The sequence below is a fragment of the Bradyrhizobium betae genome (assembly GCF_008932115.1).
Classification (GTDB): Bacteria; Pseudomonadota; Alphaproteobacteria; order Rhizobiales; family Xanthobacteraceae; genus Bradyrhizobium; species Bradyrhizobium betae.
Window position 1 is genome coordinate 1,075,144 of the sequence record NZ_CP044543.1, and the last position, 19,204, is coordinate 1,094,347.

Sequence of the window (19,204 nt, forward strand, 5' to 3'; positions counted from 1 at the left end):
CCGGCGTTCGCCCCGCCACCCGATTTCCGATCACTATCTCCCCGTCATTGCGAGCGCAGCGAAGCAATCCAGAGTCCCTCCTCGGGGGCAGTCTGGATTGCTCCGTCGCATCCGTGCAAAATTGCTACGCAATTTTGTCACGAGCTCCTCGCAAAGACGGTGGAGAGACGTCAGCCACGCACCGGCAGCGTCACCACGTCGTATCCGTGCTTGATCGTCCGCTTCAGCACGGGGTCCTCCAGTTCGAAATCGAAGCGGTCGGCGGGGCGGATGCCGCCCTTGGCCGCAAAGGTGCCGCCGAACATGGCGCAGCCGTCGGGGAATTTTCCGCCCTCGAAACCGCGCGCGATGAGGTCAGCGACCGGCAGCATCGCATCCAGCGTGCCCTCCTGGTAGAGCACCCGCTCGCCCTTGATGGTGGCATAGGAGCGCAGGATCATCCTGTCCCAATGGCCGATGACGTCCTCGAGCTCCCACAGCGTGGAAGCAATCGGCTTGTCGCACATCTGCTTGGACACGGTGACATTGTAGGCCTCGACCTTGCGGTCGGTATGATCGGAGCCGCAGCCGACGAAGATGCGGCCCTGCCAGCCGATCAGCACGAACTCGACCTCGCCGGAGGAATCGCCACCGGTGCATTCGATGCGCTCTTGCTGGGTGAGCCGCCGCGCCGCGCCGCGATAGTAGATCGGCGTCGAGGCCGGCGGGGCGATGCCCATCTCCTGCAGCTCTTTGATGTGCTTGTCGCGCGCGACAGGATCGCGGCCGGTCCAGCCGGCGATGACCATCTGGTCGATCGCCAGCGTCAGCGGCGTGGTGGTGTCCCGGGCGTCGACGGTGAAAGTCAGGTCAAACACGAATAACGGCCTCCATGCCGGCAGCAAGTTCAAAGATACGACGGTCCGAGCCGCCCGCGCCTGCAAGCATCAGGCCGACGGGAATTTCGCCCTCGCGATGGGCGGGCAGCGAGATGGCGCAGCCGTCGATCATGTTGATCAGGGTGCAATTGCGCAGCGCGCGCAGGTTCTGCGTGGTGAACGCCTTGTCGTCGGCGAGATCTGCGATCTTGGGCGGCGTGTTGGCGGTGGTCGGCAGCACCAGGGCGTCATAAGGCGCGATGCGAGCGTTGACGCGGGCGATCAGCGAGCGGCGCTCGTTGAGGAGATCGATGTAGTCGGCCGCGCTCTGCGCCTCGCCGCGCAGGATGCGGACGGAGACGCGGGGATCGTAGACGTCACCCTTGGACGTAAGCAGGTAGCGGTGCCAGGCATAGCTTTCGGAAGCTGCAAAGCCGCCCTTGGCGTTCATCGGGCCGATGTCGTGGAATTCGGCCATCTCGATGCGCTCGATGATGGCGCCGTGGTCGGCGAGGCTCTTGAGCGCGCGCTCGAACGTCTCGGCCACGTCCTTGTCGAGGTCGTCGAGCGCGATCGTGGTCGGCACGGCCAGCCGCATGCCCTTCACGGGACGCGGCTTCAGCGCGACGATCGGCTCGTTCGCGAGCACCGCGTCCAGAATGGCACAGCAGCTGACCGATCGTGCCAGCGGCCCGATGCTGTCGAGCGAGAACGACAGCGGCACCGAGCCATCGAGCGGCACGCGGGCCTGTGTCGGCTTGTAGCCGACGATGCCATTGTAGGCCGCCGGAATGCGGCAGGAGCCGCCGGTGTCGGTGCCGAGCGCGCCATGCGCCATGCCGTCGAGCACGGAGACGGCGGCGCCCGAGGATGAGCCTCCGGGCACGTGGCCCTCGGCCCGGTTCCAGGCCCCCTTCGGCGTGCCGTAATGCGGATTGATACCGATGCCGGAATAGGCGAACTCGGTCATGTTGGTCCGCCCGATCACGACGAACCCGGCCTTGCGCAGCCGCGCCACCGTGGCGGCGTCCTGCTCGGCGGGCGACGAATCGTCGAGCGCGCGGGAGCCGGCGCGCGTCACCTGGCCCCTGATGTCGAACAGATCCTTGATCGAGACCGGGATACCGGCATAGCGCGAAGGCGCGGCCTTGGCCTTGCGCAAGCCGTCCATCGCGTCCGCTGCCGCAAGCGCGGCGTCCTTGTCGACGTGGATGAAGGTGCGCTGGCCCTCGCCGGCGGGATCGGCGATCCTGGCGATGCAGGCCTCGACCAGCTTGCGGGAGGTGGTGCGGCCGCTTTCGAGGTCGTCGGCGAGCTTCGCCAGTGTCGGAAAATCGGGCATGTCTGTCTCACGGAATATTGCGCGCGCAATCTATAGCGCCGGCTCAGTTCGACACAAGCATTGTGCGCATGATGGCATGCATGCACATTGCTGGACCGTTGACGCGCCATGGTCGATTGTCGCATCAAGATCGAAACAGGCAGGTCTGAAACCTGAGCCTTTTTGGGAGGAGCTGCCGACATGGCCGAACCGCAGCGCGCGCGACCGAAACCGACACCGGAGACCCAGCATTTCTGGGAGGGCACCAAGGCGGGCGAACTGCGCCTGCAGCGCTGCGACGCCTGCGCGCATGTCTATTTCCCGCCGCGCCCGTTCTGCCCGTCCTGCGCCTCGCGCAAGGTCAGCATCTTCAAGGCGAGCGGCAAAGGCTTCCTCTACAGCTACGTGATCAACCACCGCCCCGCAGCACCCGGCTTCACGCCGCCTTACGCGATCGCGGTGGTCGAGCTGGCCGAGGGGCCGCGGATGATGAGCAACATCATCGACTGCCCGCAGACCCCGGAGGCGCTCGAACTCGACATGAAGCTCGAAGTTGCGTTCGAGGCGCTCGGCGACAAGATCACCCTCCCCGTCTTCCGTCCGGCGAAGGGGTAGACCATGCGCAGCAACCAGGTTGCCGTCGTCGGCGCGGCCGAGACCACCGAGCTCGGAATCATCCCCAACGCCTCGCAGCTCCAGCTTCATGCGGACGCGGCGCTCAATGCCATCGCCGATGCCGGGCTGAAGCTGTCCGACATTGACGGCTTTGCCACCGCGGTCGAGACGCCGCAGCAGGTCTGCCACTATCTCGGCATCAAGCCGACCTGGGTGGACGGCACCTCCGTCGGCGGCTGCTCGTTCATGCTGCATGTTCGCCATGCCGCAGCGGCGATCGAGGCCGGCCTGTGCAAGACCGTGCTGATCACGCACGCCGAGAGCGGCAAGTCGATGATCGGCAAGGCGCCGCGCTCGATCCCGGCCGACAGCCTGCAAGGCCAGTTCGAGGCGCCGTTCGGCGTCTACGGACCGCCCAGCATGTTCCCGATCCCCGTGCTGCGCTTCATGAAGACCTACGGCATCACCCACGAGCAGTTGGCCTCGGTGGCCGTGGTGCAGCGGGAATGGGCGGCGAAGAATCCGCGAGCGATGATGAAGGGCCCGATCACGGTCGCCGACGTGCTCAACTCGCGCATGATCGCCTATCCATTCCGCCTGCTGCAATGCTGCCTCGTCACCGACGGCGGCGGCGCGCTGATCCTGACCTCGGCCGACAGGGCCAAGGATTTTCCGCGCAAGCCGGTCTACATCATGGGCACCGGCGAGAGCGTGGAGACGCCGATGGTCAGCCAGATGGAGACTTTCAACTCCTCGCGCGCGTTCACGACCGCAGGTCCCCTGGCGTTCAAGGAGGCCGGGATCGCGCACAAGGACGTCGATCATTTGATGATCTACGACGCGTTTGCGCATCTGCCGCTGTTCGGCCTCGGCGATCTCGGCTTCATGCCGCATGAGGAAACCGGGAAGTTCATCGCGGACGGCAACACGCGTCCTGGCGGGAAGCTGCCGCTCAACACCAACGGCGGCGGACTGTCCTACATGCATTCGGGCATGTATGGCATGTACGCGCTCCAGGAGAGCGTGCGGCAGATGCGCGGCATCGCGCCGGCGCAGGTGCCGAACGCGAAGATTTCGGTGTGCCACGGCGTCGGCGGCATGTTCGCCGCCAGTGGCACGATCGTGTTTACGAACGAGAGGTAGTGGCTGTCATTCCGGGGCGGCGCGAAGCGACGAGCCCGGAATCCATACTCCCGATCGTGGTTATGGATTCCGGGCCTGCGCCTTTCGGCGCATCCCGGAATGACGGCGGAATTTGGAACGGCTAGCGGAGAACCCACATGAGCAAATCACTGCAGGACAAGGTCATCATCGTCACCGGCGCAGGCCGCGGCATCGGGCGGGAGATCGCGCTGCTGTGCGCGGCGGAAGGCGCCAAGGTCGTCGTCAACGACCCCGGCGTCGCCGCCGACGGCGCCGGCACCAGCGCCACACCCGCCGAGGAGGTGGTGGAGGAAATCAAGAAGCGTGGCGGGAGTGCAGTGGCCAATTTCGAGTCGGTGGCGGAAGCGATCCCCGCCAGCAAGATCGTGAAGGCTGCGACCGATCATTTCGGCCGGCTCGACGGCGTCGTCAACAATGCCGGCATCCTGCGCGACATGATCTTCCACAAGATGAGCGTGGAGGCGTTCGAGGCCGTCATCAAGGTGCATCTGATGGGCTCGTTCTACGTCAGCCACGCCGCCGCGCGCATCTTCCGCGAGCAGGAGTCCGGCTCCTTCGTGCACTTCACCTCGACCTCGGGCCTGATCGGCAATTTCGGCCAGGCCAATTATGCCGCCGCCAAGCTCGGCATCGTCGGCCTGTCGAAATCGATCGCGCTCGACATGGGCCGCTTCAACGTTCGTTCCAACTGCGTCTCGCCGTTCGCCTGGACCCGCATGATCGGCACCATCCCGACCGAGACCGAGGCCGAGAAGGCGCGCGTCGAGAAGATCAAGCAGATGGGCCCGGAGAAGATCGCGCCGATCTGCGCCTATCTGCTCTCCGATGCCGCCAAGGAAGTCACCGGGCAGATCTTCGGCGCGCGCATGAACGAGCTGTTCCTGTTCAGCCAGAACCGCCCGCTGCGCTCGGTTCATCGCAGCGAAGGCTGGACGCCGCAGTCGATCGCCGAACACGGCATGCCGGCGCTGAAGGGCTCGTTCTACAAGCTCGACCGTTCGGCGGATATCTTCCCGTGGGATCCGGTCTGAGCTGACTTCACCTCTCCCCGCTTGCGGGGAGAGGGAGCGCACCGCCGTCGTGGCGAACACCTACCCCGTATTCCTGAGCCCCGCCGAAATCCCGTTGATGGTGAGCTGAATCCCGCGCAGCACCTGCTCGTCCGGGTTCTGCGCGCGGTGCTCCTTGAGCAGCTCGACCTGCACGTGGTTGAGCGGATCGAGATAGGGGAAGCGGTGGCGCACGGAGCGCTCCAGCAGCGGGTTGCCCTGCAGCAGGCGGTCCTGGCCCATGATGTCGAGCAGCGTCTCGATGCAGGAATGCCATTCGCGGCGGATGCGGCCGAAGATTTTTTCGCGCAGGGCCTCGTCGGGCACGAGCTCGGCATAGCGCGAGGCGATCGCGATCGAGCTCTTGGCGAGCACCATGTCCATGTTCGACAGCAGCATGCGGAAGAACGGCCATTCCCTGTAGAGCTCTTTCAGGAACGGCATGCCCTTGTCCGGATGCTGCGCGATCCATTGCTCGACCGCGCTGCCGAAGCCGTACCAGCCCGGCAGCATCAGGCGGCACTGCGCCCATGAGAACACCCAGGGGATCGCGCGCAAATCCTCGATCGCGCGGGTCTTCTTGCGCGAGGCCGGACGGCTGCCGATGTTGAGCGTCGCGATCTCGTTGATCACGGTCGAGGCCCAGAAATAATCGACGAAACCGTCGGTCTCGTAGACGAGGCCGCGATAGGCCTTGAAGGCAAGGCCCGACAGCTCGTCCATCGCGGTGAGGTATTCGCGGCGCGGCGCGCTCTGGCGCGGATGCAGCAGGCTCGCCTCCAGCGTCGCGGCCGCGAGAATCTCCAGATTGCTGCGGCCGACCTCGGCGTTGGAATATTTCGACGAGATGATCTCGCCCTGCTCGGTGATGCGGATCTGGCCGTTCACGGCGCCGCCCGGCTGGGCGATGATGGCGTCATAGCTCGGACCGCCGCCGCGGCCGACCGAGCCGCCGCGGCCGTGGAACAGGCGCAGGCGCACGTGATGCCGCTCGAACACTTCGACGAGACCGATCTCGGCCTTGTAGAGCTCCCAGCCCGAGGTGACGAAGCCGCCATCCTTGTTGCTGTCGGAATAGCCGAGCATGACCTCCTGCACGCCGCCACAGCTGTCGACGAGGCGACGGTAATCGTGCAGCGACAGCATCCGATCCATGATGACGGAGGAGGCCTGCAAATCCTCGATGGTCTCGAACAGCGGCACGATGTTGATGGCGCTGCGCCCGGAGGGATGGACGAGGCCGACTTCCTTCAGGAGTACGGCGACCTCGAGCATGTCGGACATGCTCTTGCACATCGAGATGATGCATTGGGGAATGGAGTCCGAGCCGAACTTCGCATGCGCCTCCGCGGCGGCGTGGAAGACGTTGAGCTCGCCCATGGTCTCGTCGCTGTACTTGACGAAGGGCGACACCAGCGAGCGCGGGCTGCGCAATTCGTTGGTCAGCAGCGAGATGCGGGCGTCCTCGCCGAGCGCGAGATAGGACATGCCGGGGTTGGCGGCGTCCATCAGCTCGGCGATGGTGCGCTCGTGCACAGCGGAATTCTGACGGATGTCGAGCCGCGCCAGATGGAAGCCGAAACAATCCACCGCGCGCCGCAGCAGCCGGAGCCTGCCGCGCGCGATGACGCGGGCGTTGTTGGAGATCAGCGAGCGGTGCAGCACGTCGAGATCGGCCTGCAACTCCCTGACGCTCCCATAGGGCGCGCCCTTGCCAACCGGCCGGCGCGTGATCTCGACCTGGAGCTTTTCGGCCGTCGCGGTCAGGCGGGCGTAGATGCCGGAGACCGCGAGGCGATACGGCTCGCCGATCCGGTGCGGCGAGGTATCGGGCGAGCGCTCCGCCAGGTTGCGCAGCTCCTCGGAAATGTCGGCAAGATGCGCCGCGATCGACAGCTCGGAGCCGAGCACGTGCAGCTCCTCCAGATAGAACTGCATCACCCGGCTCGACTGCAGCCGCAGCGTGCCGCGCATGACGTCGGCGGTGACGAAGGGATTGCCGTCGCGGTCGCCGCCGATCCAGCTGCCCATGCGCAGGAACGAGGCGAGCTCGCCAGCGGCCTGCTCGCCGCCCTCCTCCAGTCGATCCTCCAGCGTGTTGACCAGCCGCGGCACCTCGCGCAGGAACGTGTAGTCGTAGAACGACAGACCGTTGGCGACCTCGTCGAGCACGGTGAGCTTGGTCCGGCGCAAGAGATTGGTCTGCCATAGCGTCAGCACCTCGCGGCGCAGCTGCTCGTCGCTCGCTGCGGCCTCGTCCGCGGTCAGCGCGACGCGCTCGCGGCGGTCGAGCAGAGCTGCGACCTCCATCTCGCGGTCCATCGTGCTCTTGCGGCGGACCTCGGTCGGATGCGCGGTCAGGACCGGGCTGACCAGCGCGGTCTTGAAGAAATTGCGCAACGCATCGGCGCCGATCCCCGCGGCCTTGGCATGGGCCAGCGTCTCCGCCAGCACGCCGGAGCCGCTGGCGGCACTGCGGGCACGCATCTGGCGGATGTTGTTCTGGTCCTCGGCGATGTTGGCGAGGTGGGAAAAATAGCTGAAGGCGCGGACGATCCGCACCGTCTCGGAGGTCGACATGCTGTCGAGGATCTGCTCGAGCTCGCGGCGGGCGAGCCGGTCCTCGTCGCGGTGGAACCGGATCGAGGTCTGCCGGATGCGCTCGACCAGGTCGAACAGATCGGCGCCCTCCTGGTCGCGCACCGTGTCGCCCAGAATGCGCCCGAGCAGGCGGATGTCGTCCCGCAGCCGCGCATCCGCGTCCAGTGCCTGAATGTCCTCGGGGCGATTGGCGCGTTGATCGGCGGCGTCGGATGATACGGTTTGGAGGGACATCGGCGCGCGCTCCTTCTAGAGCTCCCTATGGCTCCCCGGCCCGGTCGAGTGTGCAAGTTTTTTGCCGCAGCGCAAGATGAGTTTGGGGGCGGCGCACATTCGTGCCACGCCTTCGCGGTCTCGCGGCATAGTCTGCCCGAGCTTTGCTGGTCCGCTTCGCCCTCGCGAGAACAAAGGGCGCAGGGAAGGCCGGGCGCCGGCTGGCACCCAGGGTCCGCACGCGGAAGACGCACGCGGGGTGACCACAGGTGATGCCGGTCGCCCGGCCTTCCCTGCGCAATGGTTTTACGGCTTATGGCGCGCTCTCCCCGGGGAGCGATGCACTGTTGCCCCCGTCGCCTTGCGGATGATCGATGCGCGCACCGGTTGGCCGCCACATTACCGCAAGCCTTGACGCCAGCCTGCGGGCGTCAGGACCACACGCTTTTGCCGTCCGCGGACGTCCCTCCCCGATCATTCCAGGGCTCGCGCGTGCTCGCCCCAAAAGCCGAAAAGAAACGCTGTGACCGCGCCGTGTCGATCCCGCGGATCGTGATGGCTCACAGGCATAGCCCGCCCTGCCCTCCCGTCACGCGCCGGCGCTGCCGCGTCCATCGCATCCCGACTCACGTATCGTGACGATCGCGAAACGCCCCTTTGGCGGGCCGGGATGAAATGCGGTTTACCCGAAGACAAAACTTCGGTCAATCAGAATATCTGGTAGGCGGCGCTTGACCTGCATGTGGCGTGTTTTGCCCGTCGGGCAACGCGAGGAATGGTGTGAGGTGTGTAGGATGGGGAGAGCGAAGCGAAACCCATCACGCTTCGTCACCAGCGGACGAATTGATGGGTTTCGCTTCGCTCTCCCCATCCTACGAGCTGCGCGTTCGCCCTAAGCCGGCACGATCACCTTGCCGATCGGCCACAGCGCGATGCCCGCGAGCTTGAGATGCGCCCAGGCGAAGGGGATGCCGATGATGGTCACGGCGAGCACCAGGGCGGTCACGAGGTGGCCTAGCGCCAGCCACCAGCCGGCCAGCACGAACCAGATGATGTTGCCGATCACCCCGAGCGGGCCGGTGCCGACATCCTCGACGCCGGTGACCTCATAGCGATTGACCGCCCGCGAGCCGAACGGCAGCAGCGTGTAGATGGCGATGTTGAAAGCCGCCCGCGCCCAGGGCAGGCCGATGATGGTGACGGCCATGATGACCGCAGCCACCAGCCAGCCGAACGCCATCCAGGCGCCGCCGATGAGGATCCAGAGGATGTTGAGCAGCATGGAAACGGGGGTCATGGTTTTATCCGCGGTCAATGATCCCGCCTATATAGGCGCGAAAATCATCGCTGCGAAGACGGCCAGCGGCTCCGCCGCGTCCGATTGCCTCAAATGGCGCCGCCCGCGCACCACTTCATCGAACTGACGCACGCGACGACCAGAATGGCACGGCGATTGAAACAAACAGGACGCCATGGCGTTGCTGTCGCGGCCACTGGCGCCTGGGGATTTACATGTCCGATTTCGTCATCGAGGAAGGCCTGCCTTATCCGCTGGGTGCCCATTGGAGCGGCAAGGGCACGAACTTTGCGGTATTTTCAGCGAATGCCACCAAGGTGGAGGTCTGCCTGTTCGACGGCGATCGCGAGACGCACCGTTTCGAGCTGCCGGAATACACCGACCAGGTCTTCCACGGCTACATCGCGGGCGTCGGGCCCGGCACGTTTTACGGCCTCCGCGTTCACGGGCCCTATCAGCCCGAGGCCGGTCATCGCTTCAACCCGAACAAGCTCCTGCTCGACCCCTATGCCCGCGCCCACGCCGGCACCCTGACATGGGACCCGGCGGTGTTCGGCTATAAGATGGAGACGGGCGACGACACCACCTTCGACGAGCGCGACAGCGCGCCGTTCATGCCGAAATGCGTCGTGGTCGATCCCGATTTCGACTGGCAGGCCGAGGCGGCGCGGCAGAACGTGCATTGGGACGAGACCATCGTCTACGAAACGCATGTCAAAGGATTTACGAAGAAGCACCCCGACGTGCCCGAGCATCTGCGCGGCACCTATGCCGGCTTTGCCGCGCCCGAGATGATCGGACACCTGACCTCGCTCGGCGTCACCTCGGTCGAGCTGCTGCCGGTGCACTCCTTCATCAACGACGACTATTTGCTGAAGAAGAACCTGGTCAACTACTGGGGCTACAACACCATCGGCTTCTTCGCGCCCGACCCGCGCTATGCCTCCGACGTGCCGAACTCCTTGCGCGAGTTCAAGGAGATGGTGTCGAAGCTGCACGGCGCCGGGCTCGAGGTGATCCTCGACGTCGTCTACAACCACACCGCCGAAGGCAACGAGCTCGGGCCGACGCTGTCGTTCAAGGGCATCGACAACGCCAGCTATTATCGCCTGCTGCCGGACCGGCGGCGCTATTACATCAACGACACCGGCACCGGAAATACCGTCAACCTGTCCCATCCCCGCGTCATCCAGATGGTGATGGACAGCTTGCGCTACTGGGCCGGGCACATGCATATCGACGGCTTCCGCTTCGACCTCGGCACCATTCTCGCCCGCGAGGTCTACGGTTTCGACGAGCAGAGCGGCTTCCTGAAGGCGATGGACCAGGACCCGCTGCTGGCGACCGTCAAGCTGATCGCCGAGCCCTGGGATTGCGGCCCCGGCGGCTACCAGGTCGGCGGCTTCCCGCCCGGCTGGGCGGAGTGGAACGACAAATATCGCGATATCGTGCGCGACTATTGGCGCGGCGAGGCGCCGCCCTCCGCGCTCGCCGCGCGGCTGCTTGGGTCGGCCGACATCTTCGGTCGCTGGGGCGGCCGGCGCTCATGGGCGAGCATCAATTTCATCACCGCCCATGACGGTTTCACGCTGAACGACTGGGCGAGTTACAACGACAAGCACAACGACGCCAATGGCGAAAACAACAAAGACGGCAATTCGAACAATTTGTCGTGGAATTGCGGCGCCGAAGGCCCGACCGACGACAAGGAGATCATCGCGCTGCGCGAGCGGCAGAAGCGCAACATGCTGGCGACGCTGCTGCTCTCGCAGGGAACGCCGATGCTGCTCGGCGGCGACGAATTCGGCCGCAGCCAGCAGGGCAACAACAACGCCTATTGCCAGGACAGCGACATCTCCTGGTTCGACTGGACCATGGGCGACGATGCGCAGGCGCTGCTCGCCTTCACCAAGCGCGTGATCCAGCTCCGGCGCGACTACCCGATCCTGCGCCGCAGCCGCTTCCTCACCGGCGCCCACGACGCGCAGCTCGACATCCGCGATGTCGTCTGGGTCAATGCCGGCGGCGGCGAGATGACGAGCGCCTATTGGGAGAACGGCTGGTTGAAGTGTTTTGGTGTCGTGCTGGACGGCCGGGCGCGCAAGACCGCGATCCCGCGCCACGGCGAGGACGACAGCGTGCTGATCATCCTCAACAGCTACGAGGGCGAGGTCGACTTCAAGCTGCCACACACAACGGCCGGCCCGTGTTGGTCGCTGTTGCTCGACACCAATTCCGCCGACGGCGCGTCGGGCGATCGGTTCGAGTTCGACAGCATCTACAAGGTGCCGGGCCGGTCGTTCCTGCTGTTCGTTGGCGGGGAGCTGGCGTAGGGGTTCGGATCAGCGCCCCTCGAACTTCGCCTCGCGCTTTTCCATGAAGGCTTTCATGCCTTCGGCCATGTCCTGCGTCTTGAACAGCGGCAGCAGCTGGAGATAGACGTGGTGGACGTGGTCGGAGAAATTTTCGTTCAGGCCCATGCGCATCATGCGTTTTGATGCTTGCACCGCGAGCGGCGCGTTGGCGGCGATCTCGCGGGCGATCGCGTTGGCGCGGGTCATCAGCTCGGCGTCCGGCACGACCTCGTTCGCGAGGCCCCAGTCGAGGCACTCGCGCGCACTCAGCGTCCGGCCGGTGAAGATCAGCTCGGAGGCCTTGGCCCAGCCGAGCATCCGCGGCAACAGCCAGGTGCCGCCGGATTCCGGCACGACGCCGCGCTTGACGAAGGCCGCGGCAAGCTTGGAGGATTCCGCCATGATGCGAATGTCGCAGCCGAGCGCGGTGTCCATGCCGTAGCCGGCCGCGCCGCCGTTGACGGCGCAGATGGTCGGCTTGTCCATCGCCTGCAACACCGTCGGCGGCGTGTTGCGCAAATTGATCGTGGTCGGTGACGACGCCGCGCTGAGACCGTTGCCGTCGCGCTCCTTGCGCAGGTCGAGGCCGGCGCAGAACGCCCGCCCCTTGCCGGTCAGGATGACGACGCGGACGTTCTTGTCCTCGTTGGCCTCGGTCAATAGCCGCGCCAGATCGTTGAGCATCGGCCCGGAGATCGTGTTCATGCGCTCCGGCGCGTTGAGCGTGATGGTCGCGATGTGGTCGGCGACGGTGTAGAGGACTTCGTTGGCGGCGTCGGTCATGTGAATATTTCCCGTCATGCATCTCGTAGGGTGGGCAAAGGCGCGAGCGCCGTGCCCACCATGTTTCCTCAGTGCTGAAATTGGTGGGCACGCTACGCTTTGCCCACCCTACGGGTCATCGTCTCATCGTCAGATCTTCCGTCCCGCCTGCTCCCAATAGGGATCACGCAGGCGGCGCTTGAAGATCTTGCCGGAGTCTTCGCGCGGCAGCCCGGTGCGGATCTCGATATGCTTCGGCACCTTGTAATCGGCGAGCGAGGTCTTCAGCCTTGCGCGGATGCCGGCGGCATCGAGCGTGATACCCGCCTGCGGCTCGACCACGGCCATCAGCGCCTCACCGAACTCGGCATCGGGGATGCCGAACACGGCGCAATCATGCACGCCGGGGACGGCGTGCAGCACGGATTCGATCTCGGCCGGATAGATGTTGACGCCGCCCGAAATCACCATGTCGCGCTTGCGATCGCAGATGAAGACATAGCCGTCTGCGTCGATGTAACCGACATCACCTGAGGTGATGAAACCGTCGCGATCGATCTCGGCGCGCTTCTCCGGCTTGTTGTGGTAGGTGAAGTCCGCCATCTCCGCCATGCGGGAATAGATCTCGCCGATCTCACCAACCGGCAACACGCTTCCGTCCTCGCCGATGAAGCGAAGCTCGGCGCCGGGCGAAATCCGGCCGACCGTGCCGGGCTTCTTCAACGCGTCCTCGGAGGTCGCGAAGGTGACGGCGCTGGATTCGGTCGAGCCGTAGAATTCGTAGATCACCGGCCCCCACCACTCGATCATGGCGCGCTTGACGTCCGCCGGACAGGGCGCTGCAGCGTGGATGATGTGGCGCAGCGAGGAGACGTCGTACTTCTTTCGCACCGCCTCCGGCAGCTTCATCAGGCGGATGAACATGGTCGGCACCATGAAGATGGTGTCAATCTGGTAACGCTCGATCAGTTCAAGAAACTCCTCGGGCTCGAAGCGCGGCATCAGCACCAGGACGCCGCCGAGCTTTCCGGCGCGGATGCCGAACGAGTTCGGCGCGGAATGATAGAGCGGCCCCGGCAGGATGGCGCGGGCACCGGGTTTCAGCCCGTAGATCATCGCGCGCATGCGCTCGCCGGCCGCCTGCTGCGCCGGCGTCGGTGCATTGCGCCGCACACCCTTGGGATGGCCTGTCGTGCCCGAGGTGTAGATCATGTTCATTGGCTGTGGCACGACCGGGCCGTCATAGGGCTGGTACTGCACGAGCCAGGTTTCGAAATCGATCGCAAAATCCGGCGTTGCCAGATGATCGGGATCGACCTTGTAGTTCGACAGAATTTCCGGCGGCGTTGGGACGCTGAGCACGGTGACGCCCTTCGGAATCGTATCGCGCAAGGCGTGCAGCATGTCGGCGTGTCCGATCAGGACGGAGGTGCCGGTGTCGCCGAGGATGTAGTTGATCTCCTCAGGCTTGAAATGCCAGTTGATCGGCACGCCGTAGGCCCCGAGCCGCATCGCGGCATAGGCAGCCTCGAGGAAGGCGATGTCGTTGCGCATCAGCATGCAGACGCAATCGCCCTGCCTGACGCCGATCTGGGCGAGGCCGGAGGCGATGCGATCGGCACGGGTGGCGACTTCCGCATGGGAACGGCGGCGCTCGCCGGAGACGATGCCGAGGAATGGGGACGTTTCGCTCATTTTGTTTTTCTTTGTTGTTTGGCGACGATGCCAGTTAGTCGTCATCACCGGGCTTGTCCCGGTGATCCACTTCCTTGCTTCGTCGCAATCGGCCAAGAACGTGGATGGCCGGGACATCTCGTGCGAAGACGCGCTTCGCGCTTTTGCCAGGCCATGACGGAGACCATCAATCCACATACCTCGCCGCGCGCTTCTCCAGATTGGAGCGTACCGCTTCGGTCTGGTTGGCGCTGCCGATCAGCTTCTGTTGCTCGACCGACTCCGCCAGCAATGCGGGACCGGGATCAACCGAGAGATTGTTGAGCAGGCGCTTGGCGGCGCGGATCGCATCGGGGCTCTTGCCGGCGATCTCGCGTGCAACTTCGAGCGCGGCGGCGCGCGGGTCGTCGCAGATGCGCGTGGCGAGGCCGTAACTCATCGCCTCCTGCGCGGAGAAGATGCGGCCGGTGTAAGTGAGATCGCGCAAAATGTCGTCGCGCACCAGCGAGGCCAGGACCGGTGTGCCCGCCATGTCAGGCACGAGGCCCCATTTGATCTCCATCACCGACATCCGCGCGTCGGGGCTCAGGAAGCGCATGTCGGCGCCGAGCGAGAGCTGGAAGCCGCCGCCGAAGGCGACGCCGTGCACGGCCGCGATCACCGGAACCGGAAGCTGGCGCCAACCCCACACCGCCTGTTGCGGGAAGTTCGCCTGGCCATGCGTGCGCTTGGTGAGGTCGCGATTTTCGCCACCCGGAATTCCGTTGCCACCCCCCTCTTTCATGGCGGCAAAGCGCCCCATGTCGAGACCGGCGCAGAAGGCGCGGCCCTCGCCGGAGAGAACGACGGCGCGCACGCCCTTTTCCTTCGAAAGCCGTTCGGTTGCGGCAACGAGGGCCTCGAACATCGCCTGATCCAGCGCGTTCATCTTGTCCGCGCGCACCAGCCGCACGTCGGCGACGCCTTCCGAAATCGAGATCGAGACGCGCTCTTCCATGGATCAATTCTCCCCTGGTTCTTGCCTGTTCTTGTTCGGTGCCGCTTTACAGGAAGACGGCGCCCGGATTTAGTCAATCGACCAATTAACTGACAATCCGTACGGGAGAAACAGCCATGTTCAAGGAAAATCTTTTGGCTGGACGGCGCATTCTCGTCACCGGAGGCGGGACCGGGCTCGGCAAGTCGATGGCGGCGCGCTTCCTCCAGCTCGGCGCCGAGGTGCATATCTGCGGACGCCGCAAGGTCGTCTGCGACGAGACCGCGACCGAGCTGATGGATCAATATGGCGGCCGCGTCACCAGCCACGGCGTCGACATCCGCAACGCGCTCGCGGTCGAGGAGATGGTCGAGACCATCTTTCGCGACGCGCCCCTCACCGACCTCATCAACAACGCCGCCGGCAATTTCATCTCGCGCAGCGAAGAGCTGTCGCCGAAAGGCTTCGACGCGGTCGCCAACATCGTCATGCACGGCACGTTCTACGTCACGCAGGCGATCGGCAAGCGCTGGATCGCGCTGAAGCAGCCCGGCAACGTCGTCTCGATCACCGTGACCTGGGTCCGCAACGGCTCGCCCTATGTGGTGCCGTCGGCGATGAGCAAGTCGGCGATCCACGCCATGACGATGTCGCTCGCGACCGAATGGGGCCGCTACGGCATCCGCCTCAACACCATCGCGCCGGGCGAAATCCCGACCGAGGGCATGAGCAAGCGCATCAAGCCGGGCGACGAGGCCGGTGCGCGCACCAAGGCGATGAACCCGATGGGCCGCGTCGGCACCATGGAGGAGTTGCAGAACCTCGCCGTGTTCCTGATCTCCGGCGGCTGCGACTGGATCAATGGCGAGACCATCGCCATGGACGGCGCACAGGCGCTCGCCATGGGCGGCAATTTCTACCAGCTGCGCGACTGGAGCGACGCCGACTGGAAGACCGCGCGCGAAAGCATCATGGCGCAGAACGAGAAGGACCGGGCGAAGCGGGGGTAGCGTCGCTCTCTCGTGCCCCGGACGCAGCGCAGCGCAAGAGCGCTGCAGCGCGTCCGGGACACGAAACCATCGATGGCCCCTCCCATCTTGTCTTCACCCGCGGATGACGCCACACTCCCAGGCATAAAAACAAACGTCACGGGAGAGATATGTCCACACAGCCATTGGCCAACCTCGCCGACATGGTGCGCGAGCGCGCCAGGAGCCGCGGCAACGCCACCGCCTATGAATTCGAGGGCCGCGTCACCAGCTTTGCCGAGTTCGACATCAAGACCAACAAGGTCGCGAACGCGCTGCTCGCGATGGGCGTGAAGAAGGGCGAGCGCATCGCCTATCTCGGCAAGAACAGCGATCTCTATTTCGAGCTGTTGATGGGCGCGATGAAGGCCGGCGTGGTGATGGCGCCGGTGAACTGGCGGCTCGCGGGGCCCGAGGTCGCCTTCATCGTGGGCGACTGCAAGGCGCCGGTGCTGTTCGTCGGGCCGGAATTCATTGCGCAGGTGCGCCAGATCAAGGATCAGTTGCCCGGCGTGCGCACCGTCATCACCACCGAGGGCGGTGCGCCGGAATGGCAGGATTTCACGGCATGGCGCGACGCGCAGAGCGGCGACGACCCGAAGGTGCCGATCGCTACCCAGGACATCGCGATCCAGCTCTACACCTCCGGCACCACCGGCAAGCCGAAGGGCGCGATGCTGAGCCACGCCAACTTCCTCAACCTCGTGCAGACCGGTAACGCCGCGGACAAGCCGGAGTGGAACCGGTGGTCGACCGAGGACGTGTCGCTGGTCGCGATGCCGATCTTCCATATCGGCGGCTCCGGCTGGGGTGTGATGGGGCTCTATCACGGCGCTCGCGGCGTCATCGCGCGCGAGTTCGATCCGACCAAGGTGCTGGATTTCTTCGAACAGTCCGGCATCACCAAGCTGTTCATGGTGCCGGCGGCGATGCAGTTCGTGGTGCGGCAGCCACGCGCCAGGACGGTCGACTTTTCGCGACTGAAATACATGCTGTACGGCGCCTCGCCGATTCCAGCCGCGCTGCTGAAGGAATGCATCGAAGTCTTCAAATGCGGCTTCGTGCAGATGTACGGCATGACCGAGACCACGGGCACCATCGTCGCGCTGCCGCCGGAGGACCACGTCGAGGGCCTCGAGCGGATGCGCTCGGCCGGCAAGGCGCTGCCCGGCGTCGAGATCGCGATCCTGGACGTTGACGGCAAGCCGCTGCCGCCGCGACAGGTCGGCGAGATCGCGACGCGCTCGGGCTCCAACATGGCCGGCTACTGGAATTTGCCTGAAGCGACCGCCTCGACGCTGCGCGGCGATGGCTGGCTGCGCACCGGCGATGCCGGCTACATCGACGAGGACGGCTATCTCTACATCCACGACCGCATCAAGGACATGATCATCTCCGGCGGCGAGAACATCTACCCCGCCGAGGTCGAGAGCGCGCTGTGCGATCACCCTGATGTCGCCGAGGCCGCCGTGATCGGCATCCCCGACGAGAAATGGGGCGAGGCGGTGAAGGCCGTGGTGGTGATGAAGCCGGGCAAGCAGGCGACGGCCACCGACATCATCAACTTCACCCGCGAGCGCATCGCCGGGTTCAAGACGCCGAAGAGCGTGGAGTTCCTGCCGGCGCTGCCAAGAAATCCGTCAGGCAAGATTCTGCGGCGACAGTTGCGCGAGCCGTATTGGGCGGGGAAGGATAGACGGGTGAATTGAACGCGTAGGGTGGGTTAGCCCCGCGGATTGCGCGAAGCGCAAACCGCTAGGCGTAACCCACCATGCCTCCGCGTGCGCGGGGCGAAGTCGGTGGGTTACTCTTAGCTACCCCCCTACAAATTGCGTTCTAGTGCTTCCCCGGCCCCATATAGCCGAACAGGAACCCCGCCACTTTCCGGATCTGTATCTCCTCGCTGCCTTCCGTGATACGATACCTCCGGTGATGCCGATAGATGTGCTCGAACGGCTTGTGGCGTGAATAGCCCATGCCGCCGTGGACCTGCATGGCGCGGTCGGCGGATTCGCAGCAGAGGCGGTTTGCCCAATAGTTGCACATCGAGACGCGGTCAGAGAGCGTGCGCTCGATCTGCTCCTCGGTGAGCTTGTCCATCTCCCATGCGGTCTTGCGGATCAGCAGGCGCAGCATCTCGGCCTGGGTGGCGAGCTCCACCAGCGGAAACTGGATCGCCTGATTTTCGGCCAGCGCCTTGCCGAACGGCTTTCGCTCGCGCGCGTATTTGACGCTTTCGTTGATGCAGTAGACGGCGGCGCCGAGCGAGCTTGCCGCCTGGCGGATACGGTTCTGGTGCACGAAGCACTGCGCCAGCGACAGGCCACGGCCGACCTCGCCGAACTGCGCGTCTTCCGGCACGAACACGTCGGTGAAGCTGACGCGGGGATGGTCGGTCGGCATGTTGAAGGTCCACATGTACTCCTCGACCTTGACGCCGTGGCTCCTGGCCGGCACCAGGAAGCAGGTGATGCCGCGCGCGTCGCCGTCATTGCCGCTGGTGCGCGCGAACAGCGCGCAATGCGTGGCGACGTGCATGCCGGTGGTCCACATCTTTTCGCCGTTGATGATCCAGCCCTTGACGTTGTCGCGGGTCGCCGGCACCGCGCGCGTCTCCATGTGCGTGGCGTCCGAGCCGTGATTGGGCTCCGTGAGGCCAAAGGTGATGCGGTACTTGCCCTTGATCGAGCCGTCGATCATCGCCTTCTGGTCGTCGCGGCCGTAGCGGTCGAGCATGGTCGCGACGGGAAAATTGCCGACGATGGAATGCTCATTCTGGAGATCGTTGTGCAGGCCGAGACCCTTTGCGGCAAAATGCTCGCGGATCACCGCCATCCAGAGGTTGGAGCCGTCCTGGCCGCCATATTGCTTGGCCACGGCAAAGCGCAAATGGCCCGCCGCATCGGCGAGATCCTTTGCTTCGCGCAGCAGCACCTCCCATTCGTGACGCGGCAGGCCGCCGTTGTCGAAATCGGTGCGCGCCCATTCGCGGCGATGGTCGAAGAATCGAATGTTGTCGTCGGCCGCTTCCAGCGGCTTGATTTCGCGTTCGATGAAACGATCGAGCTCTCCGAGATAGGCGACGAGATCGGCAGGCAGTGAGAAATCCACGGTTCGCTCCCGGATGATTTTATCGTTTTGCGTTAAGGCGCTAGGCCCATTTCTGCTTCGCGTGATTAAGGTGAGAAGAGCGCGGACAAGTCAAGCAAGGCGAGGCGTGTAAGGGGCGCAAGGCGTGCCCGCGCAAATCGATGGTGTCGCAGCGCTCGCTCGCGCTAGTATGACGCCAATAT

At 64.9% G+C, this 19,204-nt stretch carries 14 protein-coding genes; 6 read left to right on the forward strand and 8 right to left on the reverse strand.

Translation table 11 applies throughout. The annotated features are described in order from the left end of the window. Window positions 1-170 precede the first annotated feature (170 nt). The gene (locus F8237_RS05285) at window positions 171-857 is read right to left on the reverse strand and encodes a DUF2848 domain-containing protein (protein WP_151642731.1); all 687 of its coding nucleotides are present in this window, start codon (window positions 855-857) and stop codon (window positions 171-173) included. Next, window positions 850-2,199 (reverse strand): amidase, encoded by a 1,350-nt coding sequence (locus F8237_RS05290; protein ID WP_151642732.1) that lies wholly within the window; start codon window positions 2,197-2,199, stop codon window positions 850-852. Before F8237_RS05290 ends, F8237_RS05285 begins: the two co-directional genes overlap by 8 nt. A 180-nt stretch (window positions 2,200-2,379) precedes the next feature. On the opposite strand from F8237_RS05290, the gene F8237_RS05295 reads away from it, so the two are divergent. From F8237_RS05295 to F8237_RS05305, 3 genes are all read left to right on the forward strand, one after another. Beyond that, entirely contained in the window at window positions 2,380-2,793 is a 414-nt protein-coding gene (locus tag F8237_RS05295) for a Zn-ribbon domain-containing OB-fold protein (protein ID WP_151642733.1), read from the forward strand. A gap of 3 nt (window positions 2,794-2,796) precedes the next feature. Further along, window positions 2,797-3,936, forward strand: coding sequence for a thiolase C-terminal domain-containing protein (locus F8237_RS05300; RefSeq protein ID WP_151642734.1), 1,140 nt, complete (start codon window positions 2,797-2,799; stop codon window positions 3,934-3,936). 137 nt (window positions 3,937-4,073) lie between these two features. Further along, window positions 4,074-4,988 (forward strand): SDR family oxidoreductase, encoded by a 915-nt coding sequence (locus F8237_RS05305; protein WP_151642735.1) that lies wholly within the window; start codon window positions 4,074-4,076, stop codon window positions 4,986-4,988. 60 nt (window positions 4,989-5,048) lie between these two features. On the opposite strand, the gene ppc is transcribed toward F8237_RS05305, so the two are convergent. Together ppc and F8237_RS05315 are read right to left on the reverse strand one after the other, a co-directional pair. Then, window positions 5,049-7,841, reverse strand: coding sequence for a phosphoenolpyruvate carboxylase (gene ppc, locus F8237_RS05310; RefSeq protein WP_151642736.1), 2,793 nt, complete (start codon window positions 7,839-7,841; stop codon window positions 5,049-5,051). A gap of 871 nt (window positions 7,842-8,712) precedes the next feature. After that, complete coding sequence (locus F8237_RS05315) at window positions 8,713-9,117, reverse strand: YccF domain-containing protein (protein ID WP_151642737.1); 405 nt, start codon at window positions 9,115-9,117, stop codon at window positions 8,713-8,715. A 215-nt stretch (window positions 9,118-9,332) separates the two neighbouring features. On the opposite strand from F8237_RS05315, the gene glgX reads away from it, so the two are divergent. Beyond that, entirely contained in the window at window positions 9,333-11,450 is a 2,118-nt protein-coding gene (gene glgX / locus F8237_RS05320) for a glycogen debranching protein GlgX (protein ID WP_151642738.1), read from the forward strand. A 9-nt stretch (window positions 11,451-11,459) separates the two neighbouring features. Here the strand turns inward: glgX and F8237_RS05325 are convergent, their stop codons facing one another. The 3 genes from F8237_RS05325 to F8237_RS05335 all read right to left on the reverse strand — a co-directional run bounded on the left by F8237_RS05325 (window position 11,460) and on the right by F8237_RS05335 (window position 14,904). Next, complete coding sequence (locus F8237_RS05325) at window positions 11,460-12,254, reverse strand: enoyl-CoA hydratase/isomerase family protein (protein ID WP_151642739.1); 795 nt, start codon at window positions 12,252-12,254, stop codon at window positions 11,460-11,462. Window positions 12,255-12,383: 129 nt separating this feature from the next. Further along, window positions 12,384-13,928 carry an acyl-CoA synthetase gene (locus tag F8237_RS05330; protein WP_151642740.1) on the reverse strand — a complete coding sequence of 515 codons (1,545 nt, stop codon included), beginning with the start codon at window positions 13,926-13,928 and terminating at the stop codon, window positions 12,384-12,386. A 166-nt stretch (window positions 13,929-14,094) separates the two neighbouring features. Continuing rightward, a complete protein-coding gene (locus F8237_RS05335; RefSeq protein WP_151642741.1) occupies window positions 14,095-14,904 on the reverse strand; it encodes a crotonase/enoyl-CoA hydratase family protein in 810 nt (269 codons plus the stop codon). A 116-nt stretch (window positions 14,905-15,020) separates the two neighbouring features. Between F8237_RS05335 and F8237_RS05340 the strand changes: the two genes are divergently transcribed. Next, window positions 15,021-15,893: an SDR family oxidoreductase gene (locus tag F8237_RS05340; protein WP_151642742.1), complete on the forward strand. Its 873-nt coding sequence runs from the start codon at window positions 15,021-15,023 to the stop codon at window positions 15,891-15,893. A 149-nt stretch (window positions 15,894-16,042) separates the two neighbouring features. After that, window positions 16,043-17,620, forward strand: a complete 1,578-nt coding sequence (locus F8237_RS05345; RefSeq protein ID WP_151642743.1) for a fatty acid--CoA ligase — start codon at window positions 16,043-16,045, stop codon at window positions 17,618-17,620. A 127-nt stretch (window positions 17,621-17,747) separates the two neighbouring features. Here the strand turns inward: F8237_RS05345 and F8237_RS05350 are convergent, their stop codons facing one another. Continuing rightward, the gene (locus tag F8237_RS05350) at window positions 17,748-19,022 is read right to left on the reverse strand and encodes an acyl-CoA dehydrogenase family protein (RefSeq protein ID WP_151642744.1); all 1,275 of its coding nucleotides are present in this window, start codon (window positions 19,020-19,022) and stop codon (window positions 17,748-17,750) included. Window positions 19,023-19,204: the final 182 nt, after the last annotated feature.